Genomic DNA, 25,966 nt, shown 5'->3' with positions numbered 1-25,966 from the left:
ATAAACCGGAAGAAGTTATTCTTCCAAATGTAAGAAACAATTGTCAAAAGAAAGTATGCTGAAGTATTTATATTCTGATTTCCCAACTTATGGGTATAGGTAATGCCACCTACTAATGTTAAAAATAATAGATGTAAATAAAAAGAAAAGTGATCTAAGAATATTAAATCGCTACAGGAGCTTTGATCCCTGGATGTGGATCATAATTTTCCAGAATAAAATCTTCGAAATCGAAATCAAAGATATCCTTAACCTCAGGATTCAGTTTCATTGTCGGAAGCCCTCTTGGCTCTCTTCCAAGTTGTCTGTTTACCTGCTCGAAATGGTTATTATAGATATGAACATCTCCAAAACTGTGAACATAATCTCCTACTTCCAGATCACAAACCTGTGCCACCATCATCAAGAGTAATGCATAACTTGCAATATTGAAAGGTACACCAAGGAAAACATCAGCACTTCTCTGATACAGCTGTAAAGATAATTTACCATCAGCTACGTAAAACTGGAACAAAGCATGACAAGGAGCTAAAGCCATATTAGGAATTTCTGCCACATTCCAGGCTGATACAATGAGTCTTCTGGAATCCGGATTTTTTTTAATCTGATCGATTACTTCGGTAATCTGATCTACCACTTTTCCGTCTGCTCCACTCCAGCTTCTCCACTGTGCTCCATAAACAGGTCCAAGATCTCCATTTTCATTGGCCCATTCATCCCAGATACTTACTCCGTTATCTTTAAGATATTTAATATTGGTATCTCCTTTCAGAAACCAAAGCAACTCATAGATAATGGATTTCAAATGCACTTTTTTGGTGGTTACCAAAGGAAATCCTTTTGACAGATCATATCTCAGCTGATATCCGAAAACACTTCTTGTACCAGTGCCGGTTCTATCGGTTTTATCAGTTCCGTTGTCTAAAATATGCTGTAAAAGATCCAGGTAGTTTTGCATTTTGAATGAGATTTTAAGTTTCAAATTTAGTAAAAACCAACAAAAAAAGCACTCACTTTTATGAATGCTTTTTATAGGGATGATGTTTATTTTCTATTAATCAACTGTATATCTGCAATCTAACAGACAGTAATTTTACCATATATTTTCAATAGTCTGATGAATGGTGTTGACAATGAAATTTTCTCCTGCTTTTTTTCCATACATGATTTTCACCAAAGGAGATTCTGCAGAAACGGTCATGATTTTCTGTTTCTCAAAAACAATTTCTCCCATTGAAACTGAAATATAAAACAATCCTTTATTAGTTTTTACCAATGCTCCGTTCTGAACTTTTTCTGAAGGATCGGATGTTATTTTCTGCAAAACAGCCTGCTGGTTTAATACTTCGTTCAGCTGTCTCTGCAAATTATTGATTTCCTGCTGAAGCATTTCTCTTCCGGTTTCATATTTGTCCCCCATTGAGCTTTTTGTATCATTGTTGGAAGCCCTTGTTTCTGCAATAAGATTTTCAAAATACTGAATTTTGTCTGCTGCTTTTGCTTTAATGATATTGATTATTTCCTGTTTGTTCATTCGATGATTGTTTTTTATTGTGAGTGGTAAAAACCACCCCGTCAAAATCACAGATTTTGACACCCCTCCACCGGAGGGGAATTGAGCACCTTTAAAGATGAAGCGTTAAGATTTACTACTCCTTATTTTTCAAATACGGCATAATCAGAAACTTTGAAACTAAAATCTTTTCCGTTGCTGAAATCTCTTTTTGTTTTATCAAAAACATTTCTAAATATTCCTGATAAATGTTCATCTTCAATTGAAAAGTTAACAGCATCTTTAGACATATTGAGAACGACCAATACTTCATCTTTTCCATTTTTCCTTACGTAAGCAAGAATCTTGTCGTTTGCTGTTGTATTGAGAAGATATGTTGTCACATTAGAATCTCCTCCTCTTAGGGCAGGATTAAAAGCCTTTAGCTCCAGTAATGTTTTATAGAAATCAGCAACCTGATAGGTATTGGTCCATTTGATGACATCTTTTTCGAAAAATTCCAACCTTTTCATATTGGGAAGTTCCTGTCCTGAGTATAATAATGGTATCCCATTCCATGTTGCCGAGAATACTGCCATTGGTTTTGTAATCACTCCATATTTCTCATATTCGGTTCCGTTCCACGAGTTTTCATCATGGTTTGTGGTAAACCAGGCTCTCATTGAGGCATCTCCGATATTGGAATACTGTCTCAAAAGATCTTTTAATTCCTGAAGAGGTTCATTATTTTTGTAATAGTCGGCAGATTTGTGCATCCATTTCCAGGAATAGCTGGCATCAAAAACTTTTCCATATTCCGGGCTTTCCAATTCATCAAATTCTCCCAGCCAGAAAAGGGGTTTCACTTTTTCCACTTCTGGACGTGCCTGTTCCCAGAAATCAACTTCTACCCATGAAGCAAGGTCACATCGGAAACCATCAATATCGGTTTCCTGCACCCAGAATTTCATGGCATCTATCATAGCCTGGCGCATTTCCTGGTTTTTATAATCCAATTCAATAATATCGTCCATTCCGGAAGCAATATGGAATTTTCCGTCAGGGTCTTTAAGATAAAATTCAGGGTGAGCTTTTGTCCAAACATGATCCCAGCCTGTATGATTAGCAACCCAGTCAATGATTACTTTGAATCCAAGTCTGTGTGCTTCATTCACCATATCCTTAAAATCCTGTAGTGTCCCGAATTCCGGATTGACAGAGGTATAATCTGCCGCGGCATAAGGACTTCCCATACTTCCTTTTTTATTTTGTTGGGCAATTGGTGTAATGGGCATGAACCAAAGGGTTTTTATTCCCATCGATTTCAGGCGGGGCATTTCTTTTGCAAATGCTTTGAAAGTTCCTTCCTGAGTATATTGTCTTATGTTTACTTCATAGATATTTGTAGTATGTTTCCAATCTTTTGGCAGTTCTGTCATCTTCCGGATATTTTTTTGAGTGGTACAGGAAACAATTCCCAGACCAATTACAGCTAACAAAATTAATTTTTTCATTAAACTATTTTTAACAAAAGTAAGGATTGTTTTTGGAGAGAAGAGGTAAAAGAACAAAATTGTAAAGAAGGTAAAAATATAAAAAGGCGAAATTATCAAAGGGTAGATTAGTGAGGAAATATTTATTGAAAAGGTATGGAAGACTGATCAGATTTTTTTCGACATAAAAAACCCTGGGTTGTAACCCAGGGTTCATGTATTTTTATTGACTATCTTTCATCGTCATTGTCATCTTCCTCATCAAAGACATCGTCATTGTAGTCTTCTTCTTCTTCATCATCAAAGTTGTCATCATCTTCATCTGAAAAATTTCCTCCTGCTCCGAAATCATCCTCAAAACCAAACTCATCATCTACCAACGGCATTGCTGATTTCTTTTTGCCACCTCCTGCACTTCCGTTTTTGCTAGGAGCCTTTAATGGAACATTTCCAAATCTGTATACTGTGATTGGATAGTTCACACCTTTTGTTTCTTCGATCACTTCAATAAGCTCACAGAAGAATTCCCAAAGATCAAGAAGCCCATACTGGAACTGTGCTTTGTCACCTACATTTTCAAAAGCCTCATCAATGTAAACATCTGACATAATTTCGCCGTCACCATCATCACTCATATCTTCCAATGGGACACTTTTTACGATTGTTCCGTCATCTTCTAACAGATTAAAAGTAGAAAGCTCATCTCCTTGCAGACTGAATGCACTTTTAATTCCTAAATGTAAGTTCCATAACGTTTGTTTTCCCTTAACTTCGATATCACGGAAAATATCCTCTTTCGCATCTAATATTACGCGGATTTTGTAAACCATATCAGTTTCTTAAATTACTTTTTTGCCTTTATAATTATGATAAATCTCTGTTGCAAATATATAATAAATGACATGTGACAAAAAAATATTTCAGGATTTTTTAAAATATTTTTTTTTCTTACATTTTGCCGGAATTATTTACTTTTTTCGAGCATAAAACTGAATTTCGTCCCTTCAAGGTAAACGCTTTCTACAGTAATGTTTTCGTTGTGTGCTTCAAGGATGTGTTTTACAATAGCCAGACCAAGTCCGGAACCGCCTTCTCTTCTACTTCTGCTGGTTTCCACACGATAGAATCTTTCGAAGATTCTTGGAAGAATTTCAGATTTGATTCCCATCCCGTTGTCTATCACCTCTATCAGCACCTTATTTTTCAGTATACTGGTTTTTACAATCACTTTTGCTTCCTGTCTGTTGGCATAATGAATGGCATTGGAAATCAGATTAATGAAAACCTGAGAAATTTTCTGTTTATCAGCTTCCACAAAAATCTGTGGATGAAGCGTCTGAATCTGTAGGGTGGTATTTCGTTTTTCAGCTTCAAGATCAAGAAGGTCGAAGATTTCCTTGATCAGAAGATTAACATCAAATTTTGAAACAGTAAGATTAATTTCACCAGCTTCCAGCCTGTTAATCATATCGAGATCTGTGACAATAGCAATCAGTCTTTCTACCGATTTATCAATTCTTTCGAGATATTTATCACGGATGGTAAGGTTATCTACTCCACCATCTCTTAAAGTTTCTACATATCCCTGAATAGAAAATAAAGGAGTCTTCAGTTCATGGGAAACATTTCCGATATATTCTTTACGGTAACTTTCCATCTCTTTCATCATATCAATTTCTGATACCTGTTGTTGATTGAGATCTGAGAATCTTTCACCAAGTTCTTTAATGGTGATATTTTCATCATGATTCTGCACTATTTCCTGAGGAAGAAATCCGGAAAGACCTTTAACCTGTTTTCTGCTGTAGTAATTGAAAAGGAGTTCCAGTACCACACAATTGATTAGGAAGATCAAGACAATACAGATGAAAAGACCCGTTTTGAACAAAGGGGTCTCATAATAGATATCTTTCAGCGAATCGAATACGACTACTAAAAGGAGCATTACCAGTGTCAGCAGACAGGAGGCAACGAGGGTAAGTCTGTAAAATTTCAATTTTACAACATTTTAATGATTGAACGTAAAGTTAAGATTTTTAAATAATTAAACGATCAGTTTATACCCAATCCCTTTTAAAGTCTGAATCGTATTGATTCCCAGTTTTTCTCTCAGTCTTCTGATGTGAACATCAATGGTTCTCTCACCTACAATCACATCATTACCCCAGACCTTTTCCAAAATCTCTTCTCTTTTGAAAACCTTTTCAGTATTGGAAGCCAAAAGGTAAAGCAAATCAAATTCTTTTTTAGGAAGAAGAAATTGCTGTCCGCTTTTGGAAACTCTGAAGTTATCTTTATCAATAACAAGGTCTCCGATTTCAATGAGTTTAGCATTGTCAGACACCTGAGAGGTTAGCTGTAATAATGCATTCACTTTAGAAATAAGGATTTTCGGTTTGATCAGTTTTACGATGTAATCATTGGCTCCCGCCTGAAAACCTGCTAGCTGAGAAAATTCTTCGCTTCTTGCAGAAAGGAACACAATAAGTGTTTTTTGCAGTTCTTTCACTTTACGAAGTTCCTGACAGGTTTCTATACCATCTTTTTCAGGCATCATGACATCTAATAAGATAAGATCCGGAACAATTTCCTTCGCTTTTTCTATACCTTCGTTCCCATTGGTAGCTGTATAGATATCATACCCTTCCTTTTCCAAATTGTAAGACAGAATCTCTAAAATGTCCAGTTCATCGTCTATTAAAAGAATTTTTTTGCTCATCTTCTAGTTTAAGAATTCCCACAAAATTAATTATTTCAATTGATTTCATCTATCTGCCAAATGTTAACTAATTATTAAAAAACAACATTTTAAACATTAATTATAAAATCAATAAAAAAATTAACAAATAATTATACACAAATCAAATATAAGGAATAATAATTAACATTAAAACAAAAATTATAATTATATAAATTAAACATCGATAAGTATAAAACCCCTCCTCCTGTTAATACAAACTTCATAATTAATTAAGATTCTCCTAAAGTTTTCTTAAAAACTTAGCCTTTATTTTGCCCTTGAAAAAGAAGTAAAAGAAGTAATAATGAAAAAACAACTCCACAAGAGCATCATGCTACTTGCCTTGTTTTCTGCTGGCTATGCTTTTGCACAAAGTCAGATTTTGGAAGGTAGGGTATTGGACGAGAAAGACAATACTCCTATAGAAGGGGTAAAAGTAAAAGTAAATGGTCAGGAAGTAACTACTGACATTTCCGGATACTACTCTATCAACCTTTCTCCTGGTGCCAATTACATCGTAACGGTAAGTTCCAACGGATATAACAGAAAAGAGATCAGTGAGGTTATTATAAAGAATGAAGGTAACACTCATCTTGATATCGTTATGGATAAGCCATCTACCAAAGAAAAAGAAATTGAGGGAGTTGTCATAAAATCAAACGCAAGAAAAGAAACCATAGCCTCTACCATCGGTTTACAAAAGAACGCGGGTGTAGTTTCTCAGGTTATTGGTGTTGAAGCTATCAAAAGAAGTCCGGACAGAAACACGGGTGAAGTTCTGAAAAGAGTTTCCGGGGTGAGTTTATTTGACGGAAAATATATTGTAGTAAGAGGATTATCAGACCGTTATAACCAGGCGATGCTGAATGGTATTCAGCTATCCAGTACGGAGCCTGACAGAAAGACTTTCTCTTTTGACCTTTTCCCTGCTAACGTTATCGAAACCCTTGTCATCAACAAAACGTTCATTCCTGAATATACAGGTGAATGGGGAGGTGCGTTGATTCAGGTAAATACTAAAGATATTCCTAATAAAAACTTCTTCAATGTACAGGTAGGTGTAGGTGGAAACACCGCTACTATGGGACAGGAATTCCATATGCAAAAAGGAGGAAAGTGGGACTTTTTAGGAATTGATGACGGTTACAGAAAACTTCCTACCAATATGCCTGCAAAAAATGCTTTCAGTATTCTGACTGAAGCACAAAAAACAGAGATTGGTAAAGGATATACAAAGAATCTTGGATACAACAGTATCGGTTATCCTGAAAACTTAAGTTTACAACTTGACGGAGGTTTCAATACGAAATTATTCGGAAAAGATTTAGGAGTAATTGCTGTTTTAAACTATAGTAACAACAAAAGAAGAACCGAGTCTACCAACCGTTTCTTTACCATCAACAACCAGCTTGCTGATACCAACTTCGATTATTTTACAGAAAAATACAGCAATGATATTATTTTAGGAGGGATGTTAAACCTTTCTTTAAAGCTGAACAACAACAATAAAATTTCCCTAAAGAATATCATCACTAATAATACAGTGAACCACATGTCCTTCAGAACAGGAAAGGATTTTGAATTTGATCCGATTAACGGAACAAATATCATGGCAAGGGAAATTGGATTCAAAGAAACAACTTTCTATAACTCTACCCTTTCCGGTAATCATAAAATTGATGTTCTTGGTGGATTGACCGTAAACTGGTACGGAAGTTTCGGAATCCTTGATCAGTATATTCCTTTGCTACAGCGTTTACAGTACAATCAATATACTAACATGCCGGGAAGTCCTTATTTAGCATTGATTTCTAATGGTCTTTCTCAAAAATCAGGAAGTGTATTCTACTCTACGCTAAGCGACTATCTATATAATGCAGGAGGTGACGTATCCAAGACCTTTACCATGTTTGGACAAAAACAAACGATCAAAGGAGGGTATTTATTTCAGGTAAAAGACAGAATATACAACTCAAGACCATTCTCTGTAAGGCTTGAAAACTTTAATCAGGGATTACTTTCTCAGCCTTTCGAAACCATCTTCAATCCTGGCAATTTCGGAACTAACGGAGGATTTACATTTGATGAAATTGCTGGAAACCAGTACAGATATATTGCCAACACCATCCTTAACGCAGGATATTTACAGTTTGACAATAACTTCACACCGTGGTTAAGAGCAGTTTGGGGATTAAGAGTTGAAAACTTTGATCAGTTGGTAGGAAGTACAAAGAAAAGCGATGACCGTTTTGTAAATACACGTGTTACAGACTTTTTACCTGCTGTTAACTTAACATTCAAAGTAAATCCTAAAATGAATATTCGTCTTGCAGGTTCACAAACTGTGGTAAGACCGGAATTCAGAGAGGTTTCTCCTTTGGCATACTATGATTTTGACCTTGGAGCAACTGTAATCGGTAACAAATCTATCGAAAGAACTAAAATCACGAGTGCCGACCTTCGTTGGGAATTCTACCCAAGAAACGGGGAAATTATATCCGTGGCAGGTTTCTATAAAAACTTCAAAAAACCGATCGAATTATACTTCAACCAATCAGGAGTAGGAACGAGTAACACTTTCAACTACCTTAACGTAGATAAAGCTGATGCTTATGGATTGGAAGTTGAAGCCAGAAAAAAACTGGATTTTGTAAGTGCTCTTAAAAACTTTACCCTGGGTGGAAACGTAGCATTAATCAAAAACAGAGTAACAGACGAAGCTACTAATATTGACAGACCAATGCAGGGACAATCTCCATATACTGTAAACCTAAGTCTTCAGTATGATACTGAAAAATCAGGTTGGTCTTCAACGCTATTATTCAACATGATCGGAAGAAGAATCCTTTACGTAGGAAACGATCAGGTTCCACCAATCTGGGAAGCACCTAGACCTCTTCTTGACTTCCAGCTTGCTAAAAAACTATGGAGCAACAAGGGAGAGATCAAGCTGAATGTTTCAGATATCCTGAACCGTCGTGCTAAATTCTACCATGACCTGAATGACAATGGTAAGTATGACAGCAAAGATGCTCTTGCTATTGAAAGACTTACAGGAACCAATATCAGTTTAACACTGGGATACAATTTTTAATTCACTCAACAAATAATCTAATAAATAATTTAATTCTTTATAACATGAAAAAGTTCGTTTTATATTCTTTAATGCTTGGCGCTCTAGTATCAACTACCGCATGTAGAAATATAGAAGAAGATGGACCTACCATTATTCAAAATGGAGGTAATGGAAACGGAGATACTGAAAACCTTATTCTTTCAGGAAAAATCACTTCCAATACTACGCTTAAAGCAAATAAAATCTATAAGCTAAGAGGACTAGTATATGTAACTAACGGAGCTACTTTAACTATCGAGCCAGGTACAAAGATTGTAGGTGAAGCTGATAAAAACGGAGCTTTAATTATTACAAGAGGAAGCAAAATCATGGCAGAAGGAACTGCTGCTAATCCTATTATCTTCACTTCTGAGAAAGCAAGCCCTAAAAGAGGAGACTGGGCAGGTGTAGTAATTTTAGGAAACGCTCCTACTAATGCATCTTTCGGAGGAACAAACGGAGTTGGGGAAATTGAAGGAGGTATTAACAACTCTGAAGGTCTTGGACTTTATGGTGGAAATAATGCTGCTGACAACAGTGGTGTATTAAAATATGTAAGAATAGAATATGCAGGATATGCATTCTTACCAGATAAAGAGATTAACGGACTTACATTCGGTGGTGTAGGTAACGGAACTAAAGTAGACTACGTAGAAGTTGCTTATGCTAACGATGACAGTTTTGAGTGGTTCGGAGGAACAGTAAACTGTTCTCACCTTATTTCTTACAAAGGTCTTGATGACGATTTCGATACTGATAACGGTTTCTCAGGAAATGTACAGTTTGGTATCGCAGTAAGAGATTCTCAGGTAGCCGACGTTTCTGGTTCTAACGCATTTGAATCTGATAATGATGCTAACGGTTCTACTTTAACGCCTCAGACTTCAGCTACGTTCTCTAACATGACGATTATCGGGCCAATCAACTCTGCAGCTCCTGGAACAATCAATGCTTTATTCCAGAATGCTTTACAGATCAGAAGAAACTCTTCTATCTCTGTATTCAACTCTGTATTTACAGGATTCCCGGTTGGTTTATTCATTGATGCTACTAAAGGATCTCCAACGGATAATAACATCGTAGGTAACAAATTATTCTTTGAAAACAATGTTTTAGCAGGAAATACAACTCCTTTAAAATTCGGACCATCTACATCTACACCGACGTCATATACATTAAACGATCTTACAACTTGGTTTAATGCTAAAGGAAATACAATCCTTGCTTCTACAGTTGATGTAAAACTTGCTGGTGCATGGGCTCCTGCAGGAACTACACCAAACTTTACTCCTAATGCAGGTTCTCCATTATTAACAGGTGGAGCATTTACAAACCCTAAATTAGCAACTTGGTTTACACAGGTTACTTACAGAGGTGCTGTAAAAGATGCTACTGATACTTGGTATGCAGGATGGACTAACTTCAACTTATAACATATCATCATATAAGTACCTAGATTTAATTTCAAATAAAAGGCCTTCGGAAATATTTTTCCGAGGGCTTTTTTTATCGTTATTGTGGGATATTACAAATATTAGGGATTTTGAATATGAATAGATGTTCACATTCTAAAACATAAAAAGGGAATATGAACAGTTATTTTTTAAATTGATCATGGGGTTTTATTGGTAGGTTTCGACTAAAGCCGTACGAATGTATTAAGTGTAAACGGGCTAAAGCCCGTTCCTATTGATAAAGAAGAACCCCGAAACCCGAAACTCATAACTCATAACTCATAACTCATAACTCATAATTAAAAAAAAGCCACCAGGAAAACTCCCGATGGCAATTACAAAAAACAAGTGTATAAAAATATATATACTTCACATTAATTTCTCCAAAATAAATTGCCGTTATTCATCAAGGCTTTTATTTCAGACATTCTGGAAACAGCTTCTGCAGAACATGAAGCATCCGTTAAAACAACTGCTGCTTCATCACCAGCCTTAGGCCATTGCTGATTTCCTTTTTCATCCAGAGGAAGAGTACTTTGAGTAGCAAACTGCAAAGCTCTTGATAAGGCATATTCCGTAGCATAACCATATAGCTCTGCAATAAGATTCGCTTTCTGCAGCATATTTCCGGATCCGAAGGTACTCCAGTAATCCTGCACATTATCATTTCCAATCAATACATTAACCCCATATTTTTTCAGCGTTGGAATAGGCATTATTTTTCCTTTAAAAGGTACAGAAGAAACAATTCCTACTTTTCCAGCAGCCAGTCTTTCTGCAATCTGCTCTGTTTCTTTAGGAGAAAGATGGGCTAAAGCAAATGCATGGCTTACAAACGTTTTTCCCTGCAGCACCGGATTTTCAATCGCTTTATCAATCAGATAATTGATCGTTTTCATTCCAGACTCTCCTACTTCATGCAGGTGAATATCAATTCCTTTATTATGATCCAAAGCCAGCTGAACCGTAAAGTCCATTATTTTCTCTATACTTCCGTCAATACTCAAAGGATCCAATCCACCAATAAATCCTACGCTTTTCAGCTGGGCTGCTACTTTCATCAGAGGAGCAGATTCCGTATAATACACTCCATGCTGAGGGAAAGCCACGAGTTCCGCTTTGAAGGAATCTTTTTTATTCTCAAGAGCTTGTTCAAGATGTTCCAGAGACTTTAAACCAGATGTAGGATCAATATTAAAATGGGTTCTCGCAAAATGAGTTCCGTAATGCTGCTGCAGGCTGATCAACTGTTCTGCTCTGCTTACAGAAGTCTTCAGCAATTCAGGAATGATTTCCTGTTCATAAGCAATCATATCTTTCACGGTTCTTCTTTTCGGAGAAAGTGCCTGCCATGGAAGTCCGTATAATGTTTTATCCAAATGGATGTGCATATCTCTGAAAGCTGGAAGCATCAGATATCCTTTAACATCTATCGCTTTGGAAGCTGGATCATTGGCTTTTACAGCTTTTATTTTTCCGTCTTCAATTTCAATACTGAAAAGGTCTGTTTTTGTTCCGACAACCTCTTCATTTTCGTATTCAAAGCCTGTTTCCAGGCGGACATTTTTAAGGGAATAGTTTCCTTTTGCAGTTAATTGATAGGGAAATTGCATGATTTAAAATTTAACAATACAAAATTAAGCCGGCTTTAGGGTAAAACCGGTGTATCAATCATGTCTTGTTTTGTATAGATTATTCTTTAAACTGGGAAGGTGTCATTCCCGTTTGGGCTTTAAAGAATTTGGAAAAGCTGGCATGATCATAAAACCCGAGATCATATACAATGTCTTTCACAGACATTTCGGAAACTTTCAACAGCCTTTTTGCTTCCAGTAAAATACGGTCCTGAATAAGGGATGAAGCTGAAGCATTGAGGTTTTTCTTGCAGACAATATTCAGATAATTGGCAGAAATATTCAATTTATCGGCATAAAAGGAAACGGATCTTTCTGTTTTGAAATGCTCATCAATAAGATGCAGGAATTTTGAAATAATAGGATTTGAGTTGTAGATTTCAAAATCTTTGAAAGCACCTTCCACAGATTGACTCACCAGCAAACCAATCAATTCACTTCTTTTTTGGATCAATTCCCAAAATACTTTTTCTCCGCTCAGTTCTTTCTGAATGGCCTGAAATTCATATAAAAAAGTTTCAAAAACTTCTTTGGAAAGATTGATCACGGGATGATTCTGGTAATACGATGCAGAAAATCTTAACGAGGGCAAAAAACTTTCAAACCAATCTCTGCTTATCATCAGCTGATATCCGATGGTTTCCTTTTCAATCACCCATTGGTGTACCTGTTCGGGAAAAACAAGATGAATCTGATGGTCTTTAACCTGATATTCTGTAAAGTCTATGGTATGTGAGCCTACTCCCTGCTCAAAAAGATTAATGATAAAAAAATCATGTTTGTGAGGATCATCAATGGAGCGCGCTCCGGAAAGTTCATTGAACAGCAGATTACAGCCTTTCAGCTGATTATCACTAAATTCCTGAATTCCCAAAATAGGAAAATGATCTGTATGGTAAGCCACTCTGCCTGATTTTCTCCTAAAATTACTAAAATTTATGAGAGAAAAAACTAAAACAACCACAAAAGAAACAAAAGCTTTATCTGCATCACTCTATCATCAGTTTTCCATCTTCATTCAATGACTCTCTCTGAAAATCTTAACAGATTCGCAGGCTTTCTCCATAAAGCTTTCATACCCTTTGTGGTCGAAAAAACACAACTAGATTATATATTAATTTATTTAATCCTTTTTATTTTAAATTAAAAAACAACGTTTCCATCGTGAACTAAAGACTCCACGTCTGAAATTCTCGATACTGCTTCTGCAGAACAGCTTGCATTAATCAATACAAAGTCTGCTTTATCTCCGGATTTCGGCCATTGCTGAGCACCTTTATCATCTAACGGAAGAATATTTCCTGTTGCCAGTTTTAAACTTCTTGACAATAAAAACTCTGTTGAATATCCATATAGTTGTGCCATTAAATTGGCTTTCTGAAGCACACTTCCTGTCCCGAAAGTATTCCAGTGGTCTACAATGCTGTCATTCCCGGTAAGGACAGTTACGTTATGTTTGTAAAGCGTTGGAATAGGCATAATCAGCCTTCCAAAAGGGATTGTAGAGACAATTCCGATCTGTGCATCGCCCAATTTTTCAGCAATTTCTTCCTGTTTCGCCGCTTCTAATTTTCCAAGAACAAAACAGTGGCTTAAATAGGTTTTCCCTTTCAAAGTAGGGTTTTCATTCACTTTTTTAATCAGATATTCTACCGTTTTCAATCCGGAATCTCCGGTTTCGTGTAAGTGAATATCTATTCCTTTTTTATTGTCTAAAGCAAGCTGAACCGTAAAATCTACCACTTTTTCGATATCTCCATCGATGTTGAACGGATCTACTCCACCGATAAAATCAATATCCATCTTTGCTGCTTCTTTCAGATAGGGTACGGAATCCGTATAGAAAACACCATGTTGCGGAAAGGCTACCAGCTCAGCTCCAAAGCCTTTCTTTTTATTTTCTAACGCTTTCTGCAGATTTTTTAATGACTGAAGTTTGGAAGTTGGTTCAATATTCACATGACTTCTTGCATAGGAAGTTCCCTTAGACTGTAATAACTCAATCAGTTTTTCGGCTTTGAAAGTTGAATTCTTCAGCATCTCAGGAAGCATTTTTTGCTCCAGTTCTATCATTCCTTTTACTCCTCCGGTTCTTTTTCTCACGGCCTGCCATTGATCTCCATAGAAGGTTTTATCAAGGTGAATGTGCATATCTTTAAATGCAGGAAGCATCAACAGACCTTTTGCATCTACCGCTCTAGCATTCGGTTGATTGGGTGAAATCTTTATAATTTTTCCGTTTTCAACTTCAACATAAAACAGATCCGTTTTGGTAGAAGACACTTCCCCATCCTGGTATTCAAAACTAGTTTCCAGACGAACATTTTTCAGGCTCATCTTTCCTTTTACTGAAAGATTTTTCTCATCGAAAGGTGATGCAGTCATGATATTGGGTATTAAAGTGAGTCCCGCTACAGCCAACGCTGAGTTTCGGATAAAATCTTTACGGGAGATATTATTGTCTGAGGTCTTCATTTCCAATCTATTTGAGACAAAATTAGAAAGAAGTACTCTGAACGAAGTGTATGGTTTATTACAAAATCTGTATGATTTATGCTTTGTGGTAATTATTTGGGAGAATACTTTATCACTTTCTTAAATTAAAATTATCTTTTCTATACTACAAATAAAGAAAATATCCATAACGCCTGTCATTCCGTAGGAATACAGATTATACCGCTTCTACACTGTCGAGATTTCTACGGAGGACAGAGACTGCGTTGAAATTTTTTCAATCTAAACTCTTCAAATCAAATTTCTTTTGCATAAAAAAACCGGATTTAAAAATCCGGCTTCATTTATTTTTATTTATTTGAATATTCAAATTTTCTTACTGCTTCCAGTGTCATATCAATTTCTTTATCCTTAATCGCATCACTGATGAAGTAAGTTTCATAACCACTTGGCGGAAGATATACTCCATTCTGCAACATTTGATGGAAGAAATTATTGAACAATGAATGGTTAGCTTCCTGCGCTTCATCAAAGTTGGAAACACTACTGATATGGAAGAATACCGACATCATAGAACCTTTTCTGTTAATTCTGTGAGCGATTCCTTTTTCATTAAGAATTTTTCCGATTTCAAAATCCAATGTTTCCGTTGTTTTCTCCAACCTGTTGAAAAATTCAGAATCATTTTTAATAAGTTGAAGGGTCTTTAATCCCGCTCTCATTGCTAAAGGATTTCCACTTAATGTTCCCGCCTGATAAACACCGCCTTTCGGTGCAAGGTGATCCATAATTTCATTTCTACCAGCGAAAGCTCCTACCGGAAGCCCTCCTCCGATTACTTTTCCGTAAGTCACCAGGTCTGCTTTTACATTGAAAAGTTCCTGCGCTCCACCGAAAGCTAATCTGAAACCGGTCATTACCTCATCAAAGATTAATAAAGCTCCGTTTTCATCACAGATTTTTCTCAGGTTTTGTAAGAAATCATTTTCTGGCAACACACAGCCCATATTTCCTGCAACCGGTTCTATAATCACCGCTGCAATTTCTCCCTGATTGTGACGGAATAAATCCTCAACCTGTTCGAAATCATTATAACGTGCTAACAAAGTATCCTTAGCCGTACCCGCTGTTACCCCCGGAGAGTTTGGGTTTCCGAATGTAGCAGCACCACTTCCTGCTTTGATCAGGAATGAATCTGAATGCCCATGATAACAGCCTTCAAATTTTACTATCTTATCTCTTCCTGTGTATCCTCTTGCCAGTCTGATTGCACTCATACATGCTTCTGTTCCTGAAGAAACCATTCTGATCTGGTCAATATTCGGGACATTTTCAATGATGAATTTTGCAATTTCTGTTTCCAGTTCTGTAGGTGCTCCGAAAGAGAATCCTTTCTCTGCCTGTATTTTCAGTTCTTCCAGTACTTCAGGATGTGTATGTCCTAAAATGGCTGGCCCCCATGAGTTGATATAATCGATGTAAGTATTGTCATCTGCATCGGTAAGGTAAGCTCCTTTTGCCGATTTCATAAAAACGGGCACTCCTCCTACGGATTTGAATGCTCTTACCGGAGAGTTTACTCCTCCAGGAATGTATTTGTAGGCTTCATCAAATAAAGCCGAACTTCTTTGATATTTCATATATACTTAGTTGCTGTTGACAGTTGCTGGTTGGCATTTAGCTGTCAACGGTAGACTCTCAACAAAAAATTAAATTAGTTTCGTGGTTTTTTGTCTATTAAATAAATCAGCTGTCCTGCAGATGGCTGTTGTCCTTCATCCATTCTGTTTTTAGCATATAATTTATTTAACTTGATTCCGAATTTTTGTGCAATATCATGCATATCTTCTCCATACACCGCTTTGTAGGTTGCTGTATTTCCTGTAGAATTTTTTGATTCAAGGAAAACGATATCATTTTTCTTTAAAGACTCATTTTCCAGTTCATTCCACTTCATCAGTCTGCTTTCGCTTACTTTGAATTTGTTGGCAATGAATTTCACGTCAGTATCTTCAGGAATAATAATATATTTCAGCCCGTCATTTGGGTGACTTTTGATAAGAATAGAATTCAGAATTTCAGCTTTTGTTTTTATTCTCTCTACTCTTTTTTGCTGTTGTGCGTAAGAAGTCTGTTTATAAGGAACTTCTACTGTAACAGGATCTTTGACTTTTCTGATGGCTTTTGAAGGCTCCAGCTGTGCCATGAAAGTTCTGTCGTCTTTCAGATCCGGATACATTTTAAGAACAGCATACAATACTTCATTAGAATTGGTATTGTCGTATTCGTATAGCTTATACTTTTCAATTTTGGTGATAAGAATGGAAGCATAACGTGGATTGGTAGCATAACCCGCCTTTTTTAAACCGGTTGCCCACGCTCTGTAATCTTTCATATCCAGTTTGAAAAGGTTGGCGTAATATTTTCTTGTGGATAAAAATATAGAATGGTCTTCATAAGACTGTCTTGGATCGTCGTACACACGGAAGCATTCATTAGGTGCATCATCGGTATGTTTCATTGTTCTACCGGTCCAGTCTTCTTTACATTTTATACCGAAGTGGTTTTTACCTTCCTGTGCCAATCTGCTTTGCCCGCCCCCGGTCTCCAATAATCCCTGAGCAAGTGTAATAGAAGCCGGAATTTTATATTTTTCCATTTCTTCTACGGCATATTTAGCAAACTTTTGAATATACTGATCTTCGGTTGCCCAATTTTGGGCTGAAAATTTTGATAAAACTAAAAGGCTTATGGATAGAAAAAGTCTTTTCATGTTTTTCAATTTTACTTATATAATTAAATTTCTATTCTTTTTTTCTAACAGTAGGTTGGCACCTTCAATTCCCTGTAATCCACCAGTGTGAAAGCACAAAATCTTACTGTTTTCAGGAAAATAATCTTCTTCTATCAATTCAAAAACCTTCTCCATCATTTTCCCTGTATAAATCGGTTCCAAAGGAATACCGTATCTCTCCTTGAAATCATTGATAAAACGGACGTTTCCATCACTTATTTTACCATAACCTCCAAAACATGAATCTATTAGATTAAAATTCTGTCTCAAAGTTAATTCAAAAATTTTATTTTCCAGTGAAGCATCGTCAACGGCTTTAAATCCTATAACTTTCTGATTTTCTTCACAAAATTTTGAAATTCCTGCAATGGTACCTCCGGTTCCAACTGCGGTGCAAAGATAGTCAAAATCTTTTGTTTGTTCGTTGAGCATCATTTTCACCCCTTCCACTGCATCTTCATTGGTTCCACCTTCAGGAACAATCAATGCCTCCGGGAACTCCTGCTGAAGGAATTCCGTGAGTTTTTCTTTGTGGCGGTATTCTTCACGGGTGACAAATTTCAGGTTCATCCCATTTCTTTTGGCAAAGAGTAATGTGGGGTTATCTCGCCATTTATTCGCAAGCTCTTCTCCTCTGATGATTCCCAGCGTTGGAATATCTGCCATATTACCTACTGCAGAAACCGCAGCAATATGATTGGAAAAAGCGCCTCCAAAAGTGATGATATAAGGATTATCAGGATTTCTTTCCAGATAATGATTAACATTGTGAAAGAGTTTCCAGTATTTATTCCCTGAAATTAACGGATGAATCTGATCTTCCCTTTTAATGAAAAGCTTTACATTTTTATGAATTGGAATTTCCTGGATGGAAACAGGTTCTGTGGGAAGTTTTAATAACATTTCAGTTTTACGACTCAGGGTTTATTCTTTGCAAAATTAGGAAAAGATTTATTGTTGTGAGGGTTTTCTTTTTCCACAGATAACGCAGATTTTCACAGATGTTTTTTTTAATTTTTAGGTTTAGGCTAAAGCCAGATGAAAGTTGTTTTTTTATAAACCGGGCTTCCTTCTTGAACTAACGTTCGTAACCTTTCTGGTTATGCTCTGGATTATAGCCCGCTCCTATTGAATATTGTGATCGTTAACCGAAATCCCAGACCCAGATTCCCAAACCCAAACCTCGAATCCCGAAAACACGCAACTCATCATTCATAATTTATAATTCATAATTTCAAAGGTATTTCCTGAAGTTCCAGAATTTTCTTTTTTTAAGGTAATTCAGGTTATTTTCATTAGTGTAGGCTTCTCTTTCAAATGAAATTCTTCTGTAAGCCAGATAACCGTCCTTGAATTTGAAAAACCAGTAATAATATTCAATAACATAGAAAATGTAGAAGAAAATGATGAGCATTTCCAATTGTTGCCGCAAATGGATTTTTTCGTGATTGATCAATACATTATTTTCCTTATCTTCGGGTTTCCTAATGAAGATAAAGGGAAAGAGAGCAATGCCATTAATTTTTAATTTTTTTAAAGGCTTTTGGCATACAATTATCATAGTAACAAATATAAAAAGTTTTTTGACTAGCATTTAACTTATGGCCCATTATGACATCAAAGAAGGTGAAGACTTCTACTATAATGAACAGGGGTACAAGGTTTTTACAGAAAAATTCCATCTGAAAAGAGGATATTGCTGTAAAAGCGGCTGCAGACACTGTCCTTACGGGTACGATAAAAAGACTGATACATTCATTAAAAGTGATAAAAAAAATAAATAAAATGAAAAAATATATTTTTATTTTGTTGGCATCTGCTACTTTAGGCTTAACTTCTTGTAGCCCTTTTCAGGTACGTTCAGATTATGCTGAAACCGCCAATTTCAATTCTTATAAAACATATAAAATAAGAATTGATGATCTGAAACTGAATGATATTGATAAAGACAGAGTGCTGAATGAACTGTCGAGGCAGCTTCAGAGCAAAGGACTTCAGTCCGGAGAAAACCCTGATCTGATTATCAACGTAAAAGCAAATCATAAAAAAATCACTGATATCAATTCCTCTTCTCCTTACGGAATGTGGGGATGGGGCGGACCATTCGGATGGGGTGTTGGCATGAACAGAACATGGACAACGAACTATAATGAAGGCGCTCTGATTGTTGACCTTATTGATGCAAGAAGCAACAAATTGGTTTGGCAGGGTATCGGAAGCGGAATTTCTGTAGATTCTCCAAAAGCGAAACAGAGACAGATTCCAGAGATTATGGCTGAGATAATGAAAAATTATCCGCCACAAAGAAAATAAGATTTAAGTCATCCATTATATAAGCCGGTACGTTTTGTATCGGCTTTTTTATGCTTTGTGTTTTTTCACGCAGATAACACAGATTTGCACAGATGAGGCTGACTAAAAAGAGCCATTCCGAATGAAATGAAAAATCTCCTTTATTTGATTATCAATAAGATTCTTCCTACGTCAGAATGACAAAGTCAGATTACTTGACTTTTGAGACAACCACTTCTACTATTTAAGTTTTGGCTAAAGCCAAATGAAAAACGCTTTATTCTAAACCGGGCCAAAGCCTGGCTCTATTGAATTGAATACAGATACAGATATTTATCATTCATCACTCATTATGCATCGCATACAGTGCATTTAAAATTAACAATTTTGTAATTTTTTATTCACAAAAATTGTGGTATTCTTGCTGAAACTTTATACTAAATATTAATTATGAAAAAAATCATTTTATTTTCTGTATTTGCGGGACTTGCCCACGCTCAGGCTCCTGCAGGGTACTATAACTCTGCCAACGGACTGAGTGGTGCAGCACTGAAAACTGAATTAAGCAGCATTATCTCTAACGGACATCTGGATAGAGGTTATAGTGGGCTTTGGACAGCATATAAAACTACTGATATCGATAAGGACTACGAAAATGACGGGACTATCCTTGATATTTATTCTGAAAAGCCTGCGGGTAGTGATCCTTACACTTATACTCCGGGATCTGACCAATGTGGTACGTATTCTACTGAAGGAAATTGTTATAACAGGGAACATATTGTTCCACAAAGTCTTTTTAATCAGGCTTCTCCAATGGTTGCGGATATTCACTTTATCAGAGCTACAGACGGAAAGGTAAATGGGATGAGAAGTAATTATCCTTTCGGAAAGGTAGGAAGTACTACTTTTACTTCACTGAATGGCTCCAAGCTTGGAACTTCTGCTTCTTCAGGATATTCAGGAACGGTATTTGAGCCGATTGATGAGTTTAAAGGAGATGTGGCACGTATGATTTTCTATTTTGTAACCCGTTACCAAAGCAAACTTTCAACGTTTTCATCTGGAAATATGTTAGGAAGTTCTACTTTCCCGGGATTACAGACATGGGAACTTAATGTTCTACTGGCATGGCATAATCAGGATCCTGTTTCTCAGGCTGAGATCAAAAGAAATAATGCTTCATATACTTTCCAGGGGAACAGAAATCCTTTTATTGATAATCCCAATTATGTAAACCTTATCTGGGGTTCTCAGCAACCATCAGGTGACACTCAGGCACCTACTGCAGCAACAGGTCTGAATGTCTCAGGAACAACTTCAAGCAGCATTTCTCTGGCATGGAATGCTTCTACCGATAATGTGGGAGTAACAGCTTATAATGTTTACATGAACGGAAGTCTGCAAACGACTACGAGTTCAACTTCTACAACAATTTCAGGGCTTACTCCTTCCACAACTTACAGCTTTTATGTGGTAGCGAAAGATGCGGCTGGAAATTCTTCATCAAACAGCTCAACAGTTTCCGGTACTACTAATTCAGGAGGTACTACTCCGGGTACCAACTGTGCCAATGAAAATTTTGAAACAATCCCTGCAGCCAGCTCTACGTACACAACCAGAACATGGAGCAACGGAGGTATTTCCTGGACAGCAACGGATGCAAGAACAGACCAAACTATTAACAATAAATCAATTACGGTAAGAAACGGTTCTTTAACTTCCGGAAGCTCTGCAAACGGTATTGGCTCTTTAACGGTAACTACACAGCTTAAATTCTCAGGAACTAATGGTACTTTTGATGTAAAAGTAAACGGAAATACCGTAGGAACTATTCCTTACAGTACTTCAGCTGTAACTACAACCATCAATAATATCAACATTTCAGGAAATGTAGTGGTAAGTGTGGTTAATAATTCTGCAAGTAACAGAGTAGCTATTGATGATCTTGCATGGACATGTTATTCCGGATCTAGTGCAAGAATGGCTCAGAATACAGCTGCTGAAACAACTTCTAACAGTTTTAAAATTTCTCCGAATCCTGTTACCAATCAGGAGATTTTTGTAAAAGGAGATCTTCAGAAGGTAAAAAAAGCGGAGATTTATAACCTTCAGGGGAAAACTCTTCAGACGATTGATCAGCCTTTTAGAAATGGAAACTCTATTAAAACAAGAAATCTTGGTCAGGGAGTTTATATTTTGAAGCTGGATCAGGTGACGATGCAGTTCCTTGTAAAATAATTCAAATACTGATTTGATATAAAAATGCCGGTTCTTTTTGGACCGGCATTTATTTTTTTTAAACTTTCGCAGATTTTGCTGATTGAGCAGATCTTTTATTTTTCTAGTGTTTTATTTTAGAGGACAAAGAGGAATCAGCAAGCTAATCTGACTAAACAAATGGTTTAATTTCTTAGCTATATTCTTTTAGTTCAAGGAGATTTTATCCAGGTCCGGATATCCCGACCCTTTCAGAAGGTCTTTCCATTCTTTATTTTTGAATACGAAAAGATTACAACGGTATTCGTCCGGTTTATTATCTATTTTGGTTTCGCAATAGTAATAGAGCATATCTCTGTTTCTCCAGATGGCCACTTCCTGTCTGAATTTATTATGAGTCTGAATGATCTCATTGTCTTTAACTTCAGATTCAAAACCTTCGCGGATGGTATCAAAGCTAGGTTTCTGAAGGGTTTTATTCAGATTATCCAGGAGTGCTGTTTTTTCCTGTTCTGTATAGATATCCAGCTGATACATTCCTAATTCATCTTCTTTTTCATTGGCAAGCGGTCCAATTTCCTGATCTACCTTTCCAAAATGCAGAAGGACTTTGTTGATATTTTTATTATTCTTTCCTTCTAAATCTATCCCATTGAAATGTAATAACTCTTTTGATGAAAAAGCCAGCTTTTCATTTCCGATCAGAGTAACATCAGTGGTACGTACAGCATCCTTTGCCGTTGCTCCGGCAGATTTTAAAATTTCATTGATATTTTGTCCTACAGCAATTTTAGCAAGATTGAAGGGCTCTGTCTGAGTACTTCCTTGTGTTTCAACTAAAGACTCAGTATCTTTATTTTTCTGATGGCCGCATGAAGCAATTGCCAAACAGACCATTGGTATTACTATATATTTCAATCTTTTCATAATGTTAGTGTTAGCATGCAGTTATCAATAATAGAACAGAAAAAAAATGATTCAAGTATCCGGAAAACGTTTTTTATTCATTTTTAACTTCAAATTCCTATTTCTTTGCATGAGTATAAAACGCTTATATTATTTCAAATTCTTCCTTTCCTTCCGGAATATAAAATGAAATATCAAGCATCAGTTCTTGTTCTGATTCCGGGTTTTCCAGATATAAAGCAGATTCTCCGTTTGCCTTTTTTAAAAAAGCGACTTTATTTTCTGCACATACAAACATATAAGAGTCTGCTATGGAGTATAAGTTTTTATAAGATGTGCAGCAGCAGTTTCCTGTCCGTCTGCAGTCTTCACCTGATTGTCTACAATATAGAGAACAGAGGAAATATTGGGTTTATTATTGGTGTATTCATAATATTGTACCAATACCATGGTTTTATCTTTCAGATCCCATAGATAGGCTGCATTTCCCAATATTTCACCTTCATTATTCTTTGCAGGAACTCCGGCAAGAACCTTAGGATTTTTGTATTGTGATTTCATATAAGCCAAAAGATCGTTCCCTGCAGCGGTATCTTCCCATTCTATTTTTATTCCTTTTGTAAGTTTTTCCGCAGGATTGTTTATTAATAATCCTACTGTAGAGCTTTTTACGTTATTTTCTTTATGTTCCGGAAAGGAGATATTCCCGAATTTGTATCCGGCTACATCTTTGGTATACGCAATAGGGAGTGTGGTTACAATTTCCCTTGCCTCTGTCTGATACTTGGTATCTTTCAAAACTTCTTTATACCCTTTAGCAAAATCTACTTTTTCCAGGTCTGTCTTTTGTTGTGACTGGCATGATACACACATGATAAAATACAAAATTATTAAAACGATCTTTTTCATATTATCTAATTTCTTATTAACGGAATATCGGCACTGAATCCGAAAAGTTCTTCGAGACTTTTGATGACATCAAGCACAATTTCGTTAAATTTTCCTTCTGCAATGATACCTTCATCTTCTGTATACCTACAATACTATATGCAATGTATGATTTACCCTTTTTTATTTCCATCTATTTTATTCTAAAACCAGGGAGAAATATTTGAATATTTCTCCCTGTATTTTTTCTGTCAATGACTTCTCATTTCTTCTTCTGTGGAAAAGATTTTTAGTTCATATACTTGTACCATGGAGAAGCAGGAGGTGTAGGATATTTCAATCCAAAAACTGCATTATTACGGTAGGCATCTTTCGTCACAGAAATGTATTTATTTCTTATTTTTCCATCATCTTCAATAGAGATACTTAATATGGAATAATTTTTCCCGTCATCCCAGAAGAAAGAAGTAGGATATGTAAAGGAATTTTTTTCATTTTGATTCCATGACACTTTTTCCGGAGAAAGTTTTTTAAGTTTTTCAAAAATAGGTTTTACCAGTTTGGCATCTACCGTTGCTTTATCTGTAATAGAAGCGGTGGGATTTCCATTCTTTTTTACTATTTTTTCTACAAATTCCAAAGAATATTTTTCGGCAGCATTGGTGTCTAGTGCTCCTACTTTTCCTTTGTATACGGTAATCCTTGTTCCCATGGTATTATCTAATGGTATATTTCCATAGGTTATTCCTTTATTTTCATCAGCATAATATTGAATGATATCGTCTTTTGCGGCATCTTTCAGAAATAAGTCTTTGTTTTCAAAATCATACTTCTTTGCATCCTCCCCTAAGGAAACTGATGACAGGTCAAATGATTTATTTCCACAACAGATATTGATCAATACTACAAAAATCAATACCAACACTCTTGCTTTTTTCATACTACTTTATATTTTGATGATTATTATAACTCGTTATCTTTTTGATAAACTCTCTTTTAAAAAAATTATGATTTCAAATATATGAATACTATACAGGAAATATTAATGAAAAGCAGTAATAGTGCCAACCGGACAGACCAGTTTATTCTTTTTTTCATAGGATATGACGTAGTGTAGGTAGAAATTAAGGCGGCAAAAAATGCAGCAAAACCTGTAAAAAAACAGCCTGCAGCAAACATCAACCAATCCAGTTGAAGAGCATTTGTACTTTCTTCACCTGCTTTATCTGTTATCTTTAGTTTCTGTCCCATAACGGGTGGATTATCACTTGTAATATCCAGCGTTTTTATCACTTTCTTCCCATCATTATCTGTGTATTCTACTTTTGGAAAAAAAATGACTTTATCTCTGTAAGTAGAGTTTGAAAAATTTTTAAACTTCGTAATTTCTTTTTTATATCCCACTACGATTGCTTCATACTGTGGCTCATCAAAACTTCTATATGCTTTTTCCCAGAAAAAGGTATATGACAGGACAAACGCCATTGCATTCACAGAAATCATAATGATTGAAATGATTAAAAGAAGGAATCCTTTTTCCAGAAGACCTCCCTTTTTTTCTGAACTATTTCTGTTCGCCGCAAATTTCAAAAAGATTTTATATCCTTTATACAGAGAGAATATGACAATTATTGCCGTAAAATATCCTAAAAAAGTCATCTTTACTGATTAAATAATACTGAACCCTTTTTCTTTTGTTCTCATATGAAGCTTCACTTCTAGTTCTATATTGCTTTGTTTTTCAATATCGGGACTTTTGAATTGTAATGGTTGTGAGCCGTCTTTTCTCATCAACCTTACTAATTTTCCGTATCCCATTACTTCAAGCTGGAGATCTGATTCATGAAGTTCTTCTACTTCAAGGTTCTGAGAAAATAATTGTCCGGCACTCTCCAGAAATCTTTTTTTTCTTTCTTCCGTATAGTATAAGGCCTGTTCCTGCAATTTCATTTTGTCCTGTGACATGTCAAGGTACTTTCCGACATCGTGGCTTTGCAATACAGTCCTGATCTTTTTATAATATTTTAAAACATCACTGAAAAGATCTTCTTTTTTGATGTCTTTCAAGTCTACTGAATTCTGCCATCCGTCTAATACAAAAGGAAGTTCAACTTCTATTTCACCTGTGATTTCAAAATGAGGATATTTGATATTGCCACTCAGACCATCCCATGGTGATTCAAGTTTAGGGTGAAAAGCAGATCGGGAAGCTTTCCAGTTGTCAAGCTCAGCACAGAAAAAATCAATAGACATCATATCCTCTTCATCCAATATATTTTTTCCTAAACGAGGATACATTTTCCCGGTTACTTTATATTTCCCACTCTGAAGCAATGCCTGATTAATCATGGTATCACCTCCGAATCCTCCTTCTTTTGTCTCATCTCCGTACCAGTCTATCACAGGAACATCATTCACATAAATGGTTCCTGAACAGTACATTCTCGGATATACGGAATATAAGGGCTTTTTTAAATTATGCAT

General features: G+C 36.1%; 24 protein-coding genes. 5 read left to right on the top strand and 19 right to left on the bottom strand.

Annotation, left to right across the window (positions count from 1 at the left end; all coding sequences use genetic code 11):
* Window positions 1-163: 163 nt before the first annotated feature.
* From REB14_RS10270 to REB14_RS10245, 6 genes are all read right to left on the bottom strand, one after another.
* Window positions 164-958, bottom strand: coding sequence for a thymidylate synthase (locus tag REB14_RS10270; protein ID WP_079242782.1), 795 nt, complete (start codon window positions 956-958; stop codon window positions 164-166).
* 135 nt (window positions 959-1,093) lie between these two features.
* The gene (locus REB14_RS10265) at window positions 1,094-1,534 is read right to left on the bottom strand and encodes a hypothetical protein (protein WP_079242783.1); all 441 of its coding nucleotides are present in this window, start codon (window positions 1,532-1,534) and stop codon (window positions 1,094-1,096) included.
* Window positions 1,535-1,656: 122 nt separating this feature from the next.
* Entirely contained in the window at window positions 1,657-3,006 is a 1,350-nt protein-coding gene (locus REB14_RS10260) for an alpha-amylase family glycosyl hydrolase (protein ID WP_309522109.1), read from the bottom strand.
* Window positions 3,007-3,215: 209 nt separating this feature from the next.
* Entirely contained in the window at window positions 3,216-3,815 is a 600-nt protein-coding gene (locus REB14_RS10255) for an IS1096 element passenger TnpR family protein (protein ID WP_309522108.1), read from the bottom strand.
* 134 nt (window positions 3,816-3,949) lie between these two features.
* The gene (locus tag REB14_RS10250; RefSeq protein ID WP_309522107.1) at window positions 3,950-4,981 is read right to left on the bottom strand and encodes a sensor histidine kinase; all 1,032 of its coding nucleotides are present in this window, start codon (window positions 4,979-4,981) and stop codon (window positions 3,950-3,952) included.
* 48 nt (window positions 4,982-5,029) lie between these two features.
* Window positions 5,030-5,704, bottom strand: coding sequence for a response regulator (locus tag REB14_RS10245; protein WP_002977493.1), 675 nt, complete (start codon window positions 5,702-5,704; stop codon window positions 5,030-5,032).
* Between the two features lie 325 nt (window positions 5,705-6,029).
* Here REB14_RS10245 and REB14_RS10240 point away from each other — a divergent pair, with 325 nt between their 5' ends.
* Together REB14_RS10240 and REB14_RS10235 are read left to right on the top strand one after the other, a co-directional pair.
* Window positions 6,030-8,819, top strand: a complete 2,790-nt coding sequence (locus REB14_RS10240; protein ID WP_079242786.1) for a TonB-dependent receptor — start codon at window positions 6,030-6,032, stop codon at window positions 8,817-8,819.
* A gap of 44 nt (window positions 8,820-8,863) precedes the next feature.
* Window positions 8,864-10,273 carry a hypothetical protein gene (locus tag REB14_RS10235; RefSeq protein ID WP_079242787.1) on the top strand — a complete coding sequence of 470 codons (1,410 nt, stop codon included), beginning with the start codon at window positions 8,864-8,866 and terminating at the stop codon, window positions 10,271-10,273.
* Window positions 10,274-10,668: 395 nt separating this feature from the next.
* On the opposite strand, the gene REB14_RS10230 is transcribed toward REB14_RS10235, so the two are convergent.
* The 7 genes from REB14_RS10230 to REB14_RS10200 all read right to left on the bottom strand — a co-directional run bounded on the left by REB14_RS10230 (window position 10,669) and on the right by REB14_RS10200 (window position 18,737).
* Entirely contained in the window at window positions 10,669-11,907 is a 1,239-nt protein-coding gene (locus REB14_RS10230; RefSeq protein WP_309522106.1) for an amidohydrolase, read from the bottom strand.
* A 79-nt stretch (window positions 11,908-11,986) separates the two neighbouring features.
* Window positions 11,987-12,832 (bottom strand): helix-turn-helix domain-containing protein, encoded by an 846-nt coding sequence (locus REB14_RS10225; RefSeq protein ID WP_079242789.1) that lies wholly within the window; start codon window positions 12,830-12,832, stop codon window positions 11,987-11,989.
* A gap of 239 nt (window positions 12,833-13,071) precedes the next feature.
* A complete protein-coding gene (locus REB14_RS10220) occupies window positions 13,072-14,403 on the bottom strand; it encodes an amidohydrolase (RefSeq protein WP_309522105.1) in 1,332 nt (443 codons plus the stop codon).
* 329 nt (window positions 14,404-14,732) lie between these two features.
* Complete coding sequence (gene hemL, locus REB14_RS10215; RefSeq protein ID WP_079242791.1) at window positions 14,733-16,022, bottom strand: glutamate-1-semialdehyde 2,1-aminomutase; 1,290 nt, start codon at window positions 16,020-16,022, stop codon at window positions 14,733-14,735.
* A 74-nt stretch (window positions 16,023-16,096) separates the two neighbouring features.
* Window positions 16,097-17,155: a glucosaminidase domain-containing protein gene (locus REB14_RS10210; RefSeq protein ID WP_079242792.1), complete on the bottom strand. Its 1,059-nt coding sequence runs from the start codon at window positions 17,153-17,155 to the stop codon at window positions 16,097-16,099.
* A 15-nt stretch (window positions 17,156-17,170) separates the two neighbouring features.
* Entirely contained in the window at window positions 17,171-18,079 is a 909-nt protein-coding gene (locus tag REB14_RS10205) for a 1-aminocyclopropane-1-carboxylate deaminase/D-cysteine desulfhydrase (protein WP_079242793.1), read from the bottom strand.
* 331 nt (window positions 18,080-18,410) lie between these two features.
* Entirely contained in the window at window positions 18,411-18,737 is a 327-nt protein-coding gene (locus REB14_RS10200; protein WP_309522104.1) for a hypothetical protein, read from the bottom strand.
* Window positions 18,738-18,777: 40 nt separating this feature from the next.
* Here REB14_RS10200 and REB14_RS10195 point away from each other — a divergent pair, with 40 nt between their 5' ends.
* The 3 genes from REB14_RS10195 (at window position 18,778) to REB14_RS10185 (ending at window position 21,709) form a co-directional block, all read left to right on the top strand.
* Window positions 18,778-18,960 (top strand): C1orf53 family protein, encoded by a 183-nt coding sequence (locus REB14_RS10195; protein ID WP_047434227.1) that lies wholly within the window; start codon window positions 18,778-18,780, stop codon window positions 18,958-18,960.
* Between the two features lies 1 nt (window position 18,961).
* A complete protein-coding gene (locus REB14_RS10190; protein ID WP_034695094.1) occupies window positions 18,962-19,489 on the top strand; it encodes a DUF4136 domain-containing protein in 528 nt (175 codons plus the stop codon).
* Between the two features lie 429 nt (window positions 19,490-19,918).
* Window positions 19,919-21,709, top strand: a complete 1,791-nt coding sequence (locus tag REB14_RS10185; RefSeq protein WP_309522103.1) for an endonuclease — start codon at window positions 19,919-19,921, stop codon at window positions 21,707-21,709.
* 186 nt (window positions 21,710-21,895) lie between these two features.
* Here REB14_RS10185 and REB14_RS10180 read toward each other — a convergent pair whose 3' ends face one another.
* The 6 genes from REB14_RS10180 to REB14_RS10155 all read right to left on the bottom strand — a co-directional run bounded on the left by REB14_RS10180 (window position 21,896) and on the right by REB14_RS10155 (window position 25,966).
* Window positions 21,896-22,615 carry a hypothetical protein gene (locus REB14_RS10180; RefSeq protein WP_145953287.1) on the bottom strand — a complete coding sequence of 240 codons (720 nt, stop codon included), beginning with the start codon at window positions 22,613-22,615 and terminating at the stop codon, window positions 21,896-21,898.
* 124 nt (window positions 22,616-22,739) lie between these two features.
* Window positions 22,740-22,892, bottom strand: coding sequence for a hypothetical protein (locus REB14_RS10175; protein ID WP_158521379.1), 153 nt, complete (start codon window positions 22,890-22,892; stop codon window positions 22,740-22,742).
* Between the two features lie 11 nt (window positions 22,893-22,903).
* Complete coding sequence (locus REB14_RS10170; RefSeq protein WP_145953288.1) at window positions 22,904-23,503, bottom strand: hypothetical protein; 600 nt, start codon at window positions 23,501-23,503, stop codon at window positions 22,904-22,906.
* A 268-nt stretch (window positions 23,504-23,771) separates the two neighbouring features.
* Entirely contained in the window at window positions 23,772-24,422 is a 651-nt protein-coding gene (locus REB14_RS10165) for a hypothetical protein (RefSeq protein ID WP_309522102.1), read from the bottom strand.
* 65 nt (window positions 24,423-24,487) lie between these two features.
* Window positions 24,488-25,141: a hypothetical protein gene (locus REB14_RS10160; protein WP_079242799.1), complete on the bottom strand. Its 654-nt coding sequence runs from the start codon at window positions 25,139-25,141 to the stop codon at window positions 24,488-24,490.
* Window positions 25,142-25,150: 9 nt separating this feature from the next.
* On the bottom strand, window positions 25,151-25,966 hold the full coding sequence (locus REB14_RS10155) for a hypothetical protein (protein WP_238594284.1): 816 nt from the start codon (window positions 25,964-25,966) through the stop codon (window positions 25,151-25,153).

The sequence above is a fragment of the Chryseobacterium metallicongregator genome (genome assembly GCF_031324065.1).
GTDB lineage: Bacteria > Bacteroidota > Bacteroidia > Flavobacteriales > Weeksellaceae > Chryseobacterium > Chryseobacterium metallicongregator.
The sequence above is the reverse complement of the archived record's forward strand: the minus strand, read 5'-3'. Positions and strand labels throughout refer to the sequence as shown.

Bases quoted from the DNA above. Each gene is read 5' to 3' on its own strand.
- REB14_RS10270 (WP_079242782.1), bottom strand. From the start codon at position 958: ATGCAAAACTACCTGGATCTTTTACAGCATATTTTAGACAACGGAACT.
- REB14_RS10265 (WP_079242783.1), bottom strand. From the start codon at position 1,534: ATGAACAAACAGGAAATAATCAATATCATTAAAGCAAAAGCAGCAGAC.
- REB14_RS10260 (WP_309522109.1), bottom strand. From the start codon at position 3,006: ATGAAAAAATTAATTTTGTTAGCTGTAATTGGTCTGGGAATTGTTTCC.
- REB14_RS10255 (WP_309522108.1), bottom strand. From the start codon at position 3,815: ATGGTTTACAAAATCCGCGTAATATTAGATGCGAAAGAGGATATTTTC.
- REB14_RS10245 (WP_002977493.1), bottom strand. From the start codon at position 5,704: ATGAGCAAAAAAATTCTTTTAATAGACGATGAACTGGACATTTTAGAG.
- REB14_RS10240 (WP_079242786.1), top strand. From the start codon at position 6,030: ATGAAAAAACAACTCCACAAGAGCATCATGCTACTTGCCTTGTTTTCT.
- REB14_RS10235 (WP_079242787.1), top strand. From the start codon at position 8,864: ATGAAAAAGTTCGTTTTATATTCTTTAATGCTTGGCGCTCTAGTATCA.
- REB14_RS10230 (WP_309522106.1), bottom strand. From the start codon at position 11,907: ATGCAATTTCCCTATCAATTAACTGCAAAAGGAAACTATTCCCTTAAA.
- REB14_RS10220 (WP_309522105.1), bottom strand. From the start codon at position 14,403: ATGAAGACCTCAGACAATAATATCTCCCGTAAAGATTTTATCCGAAAC.
- hemL (WP_079242791.1), bottom strand. From the start codon at position 16,022: ATGAAATATCAAAGAAGTTCGGCTTTATTTGATGAAGCCTACAAATAC.
- REB14_RS10210 (WP_079242792.1), bottom strand. From the start codon at position 17,155: ATGAAAAGACTTTTTCTATCCATAAGCCTTTTAGTTTTATCAAAATTT.
- REB14_RS10205 (WP_079242793.1), bottom strand. From the start codon at position 18,079: ATGTTATTAAAACTTCCCACAGAACCTGTTTCCATCCAGGAAATTCCA.
- REB14_RS10200 (WP_309522104.1), bottom strand. From the start codon at position 18,737: ATGATAATTGTATGCCAAAAGCCTTTAAAAAAATTAAAAATTAATGGC.
- REB14_RS10195 (WP_047434227.1), top strand. From the start codon at position 18,778: ATGGCCCATTATGACATCAAAGAAGGTGAAGACTTCTACTATAATGAA.
- REB14_RS10190 (WP_034695094.1), top strand. From the start codon at position 18,962: ATGAAAAAATATATTTTTATTTTGTTGGCATCTGCTACTTTAGGCTTA.
- REB14_RS10185 (WP_309522103.1), top strand. From the start codon at position 19,919: ATGAAAAAAATCATTTTATTTTCTGTATTTGCGGGACTTGCCCACGCT.
- REB14_RS10180 (WP_145953287.1), bottom strand. From the start codon at position 22,615: ATGAAAAGATTGAAATATATAGTAATACCAATGGTCTGTTTGGCAATT.
- REB14_RS10175 (WP_158521379.1), bottom strand. From the start codon at position 22,892: ATGTTTGTATGTGCAGAAAATAAAGTCGCTTTTTTAAAAAAGGCAAAC.
- REB14_RS10170 (WP_145953288.1), bottom strand. From the start codon at position 23,503: ATGAAAAAGATCGTTTTAATAATTTTGTATTTTATCATGTGTGTATCA.
- REB14_RS10165 (WP_309522102.1), bottom strand. From the start codon at position 24,422: ATGAAAAAAGCAAGAGTGTTGGTATTGATTTTTGTAGTATTGATCAAT.
- REB14_RS10160 (WP_079242799.1), bottom strand. From the start codon at position 25,141: ATGACTTTTTTAGGATATTTTACGGCAATAATTGTCATATTCTCTCTG.
- REB14_RS10155 (WP_238594284.1), bottom strand. From the start codon at position 25,966: ATGCATAATTTAAAAAAGCCCTTATATTCCGTATATCCGAGAATGTAC.